Below are 5990 nucleotides of genomic sequence, written 5' to 3'. Positions count from 1 at the left end.
ATATGTTGATTTAGGTTATCTTGGTATTCAGAAAGAATACAAATTTTTGTCTTTAAAGATTCCATTTAAAAAGCCCAAAAAAAGCAAAAAAAATCCTTATCCAAGCTTAACATTAGAGCAAAAAAACTACAACAAGTCTATTAGTAAAAAGCGAGTTTTTGTAGAAAATGCAATTGCAGGAATAAAACGTTATCATATTTTAATTAACAAGTATAGAGGAAAATCTAAGGAAAAATTTGATGAAAGTATTGAATTATGCGCAGGCCTTTGGAACTTCAAAATCGACTTTAAGAAAAAGATAACTTGTTAGTAATCAACAAGAAAACAACTCTAATGATGATATAGCTGCCATCTTCGGGATTATAGATTATTTTTATGATTCATATACTGAAATACGAAAATCTTTAGAAAAATCCCAAAGGTATGATTTCGACCGCAAACAGGAGTATATAAAACTAGTATATGAAGTTAGAAAAATGGTGGCGTCTAAGTTAGGAGAGCTAAAAAAGGACAAGAATCCCTATTTGGATTTCTACGAAACATTAAATCGCCTTCTTGTAAAACATATTAATGAGACAAAACAAAATCCAACAAATCTTGAGTTGATTCAAGAAAACTTACTTCAGCCACTTCTTGAGTTATGGAAAAATAGCAAAGAGATGAGCCAAGAAATAGGATTTGATGAAATTGTAACTAATGCAATTGATGCCCATAAAATGTTATTTCCAATAAAAGAAAACAACAAAAATGTGGCTGCTGATTTGAAATATTACTTAGATGATTTTAAGAAAAATCTTGAAAGACTAAGGGAAAAATATAAACCTCTTCACAGTTTTATAGGAAATTTGTCTTAAAACATAGACTTCAGAAGTTTGCATTTATAACGTAAGCTTCAAAATTGTACGTTTATAACTCACTAAAATCCAATCCAAGATACAGAATTTAACGTAGTTGATATGCAATTTTCCCACCTCCACTGCCACACCCAATACTCGCTACTCGATGGGGCGGCAGATATAAAGAAACTGTTTAAAAAGGCCAAAGCCGACGAAATGCCCGCCATCGCCATCACCGACCACGGCAATATGTTTGGCGTATTTGAGTTTGTGGCCGAAGGACACAAAACAGGTATTAAACCTATTGTAGGTTGTGAGTTTTATCTGGTCGAAGACCGTCACAAAAAACAGTTTACCAAAGAGCAAAAAGACGTCCGCCGTCACCAATTGCTGCTGGCCAAAAACGCCGAAGGCTATCGAAATTTGGCCAAACTATGTTCACTGGGATTCATTGAAGGAATGTATGGCAAATACCCACGTATTGATAAAGAACTGCTCGTAAAATATCATAAAGGACTCATCGCCACTACTTGTTGTATCGGGGCAAGTGTGCCGCAAGCCATCATTAAAAAAGGCGAAGAAGCGGGGCGACAAGAGTTTAAGTGGTGGCTCGATTTGTTTGGCGATGACTATTATGTCGAAATCCAACGGCACGGTATCCGTGACCAAATCATTGCCAACGAAGCATTGCTCAAATATGCCAAAGAGTTCAACGTCAAAGTGATATGCTCTAACGATAGCCATTATGTAGAGCAAGACGACGCCAATGCGCACGATATTTTGCTGTGTGTCAATACGGGCGACAAACAAGCAACACCTACCAACAAGGATTTTGACGACGAAAATCCAATGCCTAAAGGCACACGCTTTGCGTTTTTCAACGATGAGTTTTATTTCAAAACCAAAAACGAAATGCTCAAAACGTTTAGCGACCTCCCCGAATCGCTGGACAATACCCAAGAAATCGTTGATAAAGTGGAGCTTTTAAAACTCAATCGGGATATTTTATTGCCCAACTTTCCGATTCCTGAGGAGTTTAAAAAGCACAGTATTTCGCAAATGATTGAGTTCAACGGTAAAATGAAAGAACTCACCGCCGATGTGCTCAATCAATGGGAATACCTCAAACATTGGACGTTTGAAGGCGCACGCCAGAAATACAAAGAAATTACGCCAGAGGTAGAAGACCGCCTCAACTTTGAGTTGAATACTATCAAAAACATGGGTTTTCCGGGTTACTTCCTCATCGTAGCCGACTTTATCCAAGCCGGGCGCGACATGGGTGTACTCATTGGCCCTGGGCGGGGCTCGGCGGCAGGTAGCGCGGTAGCGTATGCCATCGGAATCACCAACATTGACCCCATTAAGTACGATCTGCTTTTTGAGCGTTTCTTGAATCCCGACCGTATCTCCATGCCCGATATTGATACTGACTTTGACGACGAAGGCCGCCAAAAAGTGATTGACTACGTGGTGCAAAAATACGGCAAAAATCAAGTGGCTCAAATCATCACCTACGGTACTATGGCGGCCAAATCGTCGATTAAGGACGTAGCACGGGTGATGGATTTACCCCTGCAAGAAGCCAATGCCGTGGTAAAACTTGTACCCGATAAGCCGACTTATGGCATGAATTTGGACAAGGTCTTCAAAGTGCCTCTCGAAAAAATGGCGGAAGTTGTGACGCCCGATGAGGTAGAAAATTTGAAGAAATTGCGTGAAATGCTAAAGGGCAACGACCTCACAGCCAAGGTTCTTAAAGAAGCTCAAAAGCTAGAAGGGACTGTTCGGAACGTGGGTATTCACGCGGCAGGAATCATCATTGCTCCTTCCGATTTGACGGATTTGATCCCCGTCAGTACCTCCAAAGAATCGGAATTGTTGATTACCCAATACGAAGGAAAAATCATTGAAGATGCGGGGGTCATCAAGATGGACTTCTTGGGGTTAAGAAACTTGACCATCATCAAGGAAGCCCTTCGGATGATTGAGGCCAACCACGGGGTTAAAATAGAGATTGATTATATTCCGTTGGATGATGTCAAGGTTTTTGAATTGTTCCAAAGAGGTGATACCAACGCCGTATTCCAGTTTGAATCCGACGGGATGAAAAAGTACATGCGCGAACTCAAACCTGACCGTTTTGAAGACCTTATCGCCATGAATGCGCTTTATCGCCCAGGGCCAATTGCGTACATTCCTAACTATATCAACCGAAAGCATGGACGCGAAAAAATAGAATATGACCTTCCCGAAATGGAAGAATATCTGGCTGATACTTACGGGATTAACGTTTATCAAGAGCAGGTGATGTTGCTTTCTCAGAAGTTGGCAGGCTTTACCAAGGGCGATGCCGACGTGCTCAGAAAAGCAATGGGGAAAAAGCAGATAGAAACTCTGAATAAGCTCAAAAGTAAGTTTTTGGAAGGGGGACGAAAAAACAATCTTGATGAGAAAAAACTCGATAAAGTCTGGACCGACTGGGAAGCCTTTGCCTCTTATGCCTTCAACAAATCTCACTCTACTTGCTATGCTTTTGTAGCGTACCAAACGGCCTATCTCAAAGCCCATTATCCTGCCGAATACATGGCGGCGGTCTTGACAAGCTCATTGGGCAACATCGAAAAAATTACGTTCTTCCTCGAAGAATGTAAAGCCCTCGGAATTCCTGTATTGGGACCCGACGTCAACGAATCGGAACGTCGTTTTGGGGTAAACAAACGCGGTGAAATTCGTTTTGGATTGGGAGGTATCAAAGGCACTGGCGACGCGGCCGTAGAAAGTATCATCGAAGAACGAACCAAAAATGGGCCTTTCAAAGACCTTTTTGACTTTATGACGCGTGTCAATCTAAGAACTGTCAACAAGAAAACCATCGAGTCGCTGGCCTATGCCGGGGCTTTTGACTTGTTTGAAGAATACCACCGCGCTCAGTATTTTACGGCTGCCGACGGCGAACAACAGAACTTAATTGAAAAATTAATCAAATATGCCAATGCCGTTCAAGCGGATAAAGCCAACGCACAGGCGTCGTTGTTTGGTGGTTTTGGGGGAAGTGGCGCTGACATTGCCAAACCTAAAGCGCCCAATGTCGAACGATGGAGTGATATAGAGCGGTTACGCTACGAAAAAGACGTGGTTGGTTTCTACATTTCAGGCCACCCACTTGATATGTATCGTTTAGAGTTGACCAATTTTTGTACTTGTACCCTCGACAAAGTAATGGCTACCTCTGAAGTCCCTGACAGCACCGACGTGGATGACGAAGGCGATAGCCCAATTGTGGCCAATGTAGAAATTGGCGGGCGCCCGTTGTTGTTTGGAAAAGATATTACAGTGGCGGGAATTGTGAGTAGCAGTCAAGTCCGAACCACCAAAACAGGCAATCCTTTCTGTATTTTCAAACTCGAAGATTATGCGGGTTCGATGGAGATGGCGCTTTTTGGAGAAGATTTTGTGAAATTCTCGGCTTATGTACAAGTCGGTCATTTCTTGTTTGTAAAAGGAAAAATCCAGAACCGTTGGAAACAAGAAGACCAATATGAATTCAAAATAGCTTCGATGCAGCTTTTGAATGAAGTGCGCGAAAAGCTAACAAAAGAAATTAAGCTTCAATTAGATTTAGAAATGATTGATGGACCACTTGTTAGCAAGCTCAACGAAGCCGTTCAAGCATACCCTGGCCACTGCGCACTCACGGTTTCGGTGGTAGACCATCAAAGTCGGACGGAGGTGAAACTTCAATCCAGAACGCATAGAGTAGCTCCTACCAATGAGTTTTTTAAGCTTTTAGAGAGTATGGGTGGAATTCGATTTTCGGTCAATTAAAAATTAGGTTTTGATAAAAAAAGCCCTTCCAATTTCGTGTTGGAAGGGCTTTTTAGTGTATAAGAGCACCCGCTAGTTTGCTTTGATAATTTTTAGCGTAATGCTTTTTTCAACTCCCTGTAAACGAATCAAATAAGTGCCCGGCTTTAAACCTTCAAGAGATATTTTTTCCTGATGCGATGCTGAAATAGTCTCAAACTTATTTTCTTTAATTTGGCTACCTTTCAAATCCATAAGTTGCCATTGAATAGTTTGATTGTCTTGACCTTTTATCAAAACTGTAGCAAAAGAATTCACCACTGGATTGGGTGCGATAGTAGCCCAATCTTTGAGTTCGGTATTTTCAACATTGCTATTTTCGGCATTGGCCACTCTAGCATTGCAATTAGTGACAGTGACAGTTTTAGAGCCAGACATGTTTCGGTTACAAGAAGAATTGGCATCGGTGGCTATTACGGTGTAGGTACCAGCTAAGGTTTGGTTTCCAAAAGAAATAGCGCTACCTGTTCCTGCTATGGGATTGCCAATGTTAGTATTGGCTCTGCGCAATTGATAATTCATCCCCGTTTGAGAGCTACTGAGGCCAATGGCTACGCCATTTCCACCGTTGCAATAACTTCCCCCCCCAGTGAGAGTAAAGACATTGGGCGTCTGTCCGAGATTGATTGTAGCAGATCCATTCATATTGGTCAAGCAAGCTCCTCCTTCCACAAACGCTTCGACCGTGTACGTACCAGCTTCGGTGATGGTGGAAAATACGAGGTTGCTGCCTGTACCAGAGATAGGTTCTCGGAAGTTTTGGTTGTCTTTTTTGAGTTGGTATATTACTCCGATTTGTGAGCCGTTGAGAACGATAGCAGCGGCAGGTATGTTGCCCGAACTACTAGCACATAGGGTAGTTCCACCTTGCAAATTAAATACGGTCAGAGAGGTGGGAGTTGCGTTAATAGTTTGCTGCTGAGAAGAAGCCGAACAAGTGATACTGTTCTGCAATCTCACTTGGAAGGTATAATTACCTGCTGTGAGGTTGGTAAATGTGTTACTTTCTTGCCAATTGGTACCGTCTTTAGAATATTCAAGTGTACCTGTACCAGAAGCGTTGACGACGGCGGTACCGGTGTTGGTAGCACAAGTAGGCTGCGTCAAATCCACGCTGGAAATGGTTGGGGCGTTTGGTACGGAGTTGATTGTTTGCTGCGCCGAACTATTGCTGCAGCTGGTATTATTCTGCAAACGTACTTGGAAAGTATAATTACCTGCTGTGAGCCCGTTGAAAGTGTTACTTTCTTGCCAGTTGGTCCCGTCTTTAGAATATTCAAGTGTACC

Annotated in this window: 4 protein-coding genes; 3 read left to right on the top strand and 1 reads right to left on the bottom strand. The window is 42.2% G+C overall.

Going from position 1 to position 5990, the window contains the following annotated elements; translation table 11 throughout:
- The 3 genes from G563_RS36585 to dnaE all read left to right on the top strand — a co-directional run.
- The coding region (locus G563_RS36585; protein ID WP_037328664.1) for a transposase family protein at positions 1-310 on the top strand (310 nt) is incomplete at its 5' end.
- Positions 311-524: 214 nt separating this feature from the next.
- Positions 525-854 (top strand): hypothetical protein, encoded by a 330-nt coding sequence (locus tag G563_RS0133220; RefSeq protein ID WP_157585810.1) that lies wholly within the window; start codon positions 525-527, stop codon positions 852-854.
- Positions 855-956: 102 nt separating this feature from the next.
- On the top strand, positions 957-4664 hold the full coding sequence (gene dnaE / locus G563_RS0133215; RefSeq protein WP_028669131.1) for a DNA polymerase III subunit alpha: 3708 nt from the start codon (positions 957-959) through the stop codon (positions 4662-4664).
- Positions 4665-4736: 72 nt separating this feature from the next.
- On the opposite strand, the gene G563_RS38585 is transcribed toward dnaE, so the two are convergent.
- A partial coding sequence (locus tag G563_RS38585) for a T9SS type A sorting domain-containing protein (RefSeq protein WP_037328885.1) occupies positions 4737-5990 on the bottom strand: 1254 nt, incomplete at its 5' end.

Origin of the sequence: Runella zeae DSM 19591 (assembly GCF_000423565.1) — a bacterium.
Classification (GTDB): Bacteria; Bacteroidota; Bacteroidia; order Cytophagales; family Spirosomataceae; genus Runella; species Runella zeae.
The sequence above is the reverse complement of the archived record's forward strand: the minus strand, read 5'-3'. Positions and strand labels throughout refer to the sequence as shown.

Excerpts from the sequence above, each read along its gene's own strand:
- dnaE (WP_028669131.1), top strand. The coding sequence starts at position 957 with ATGCAATTTTCCCACCTCCACTGCCACACCCAATACTCGCTACTCGAT.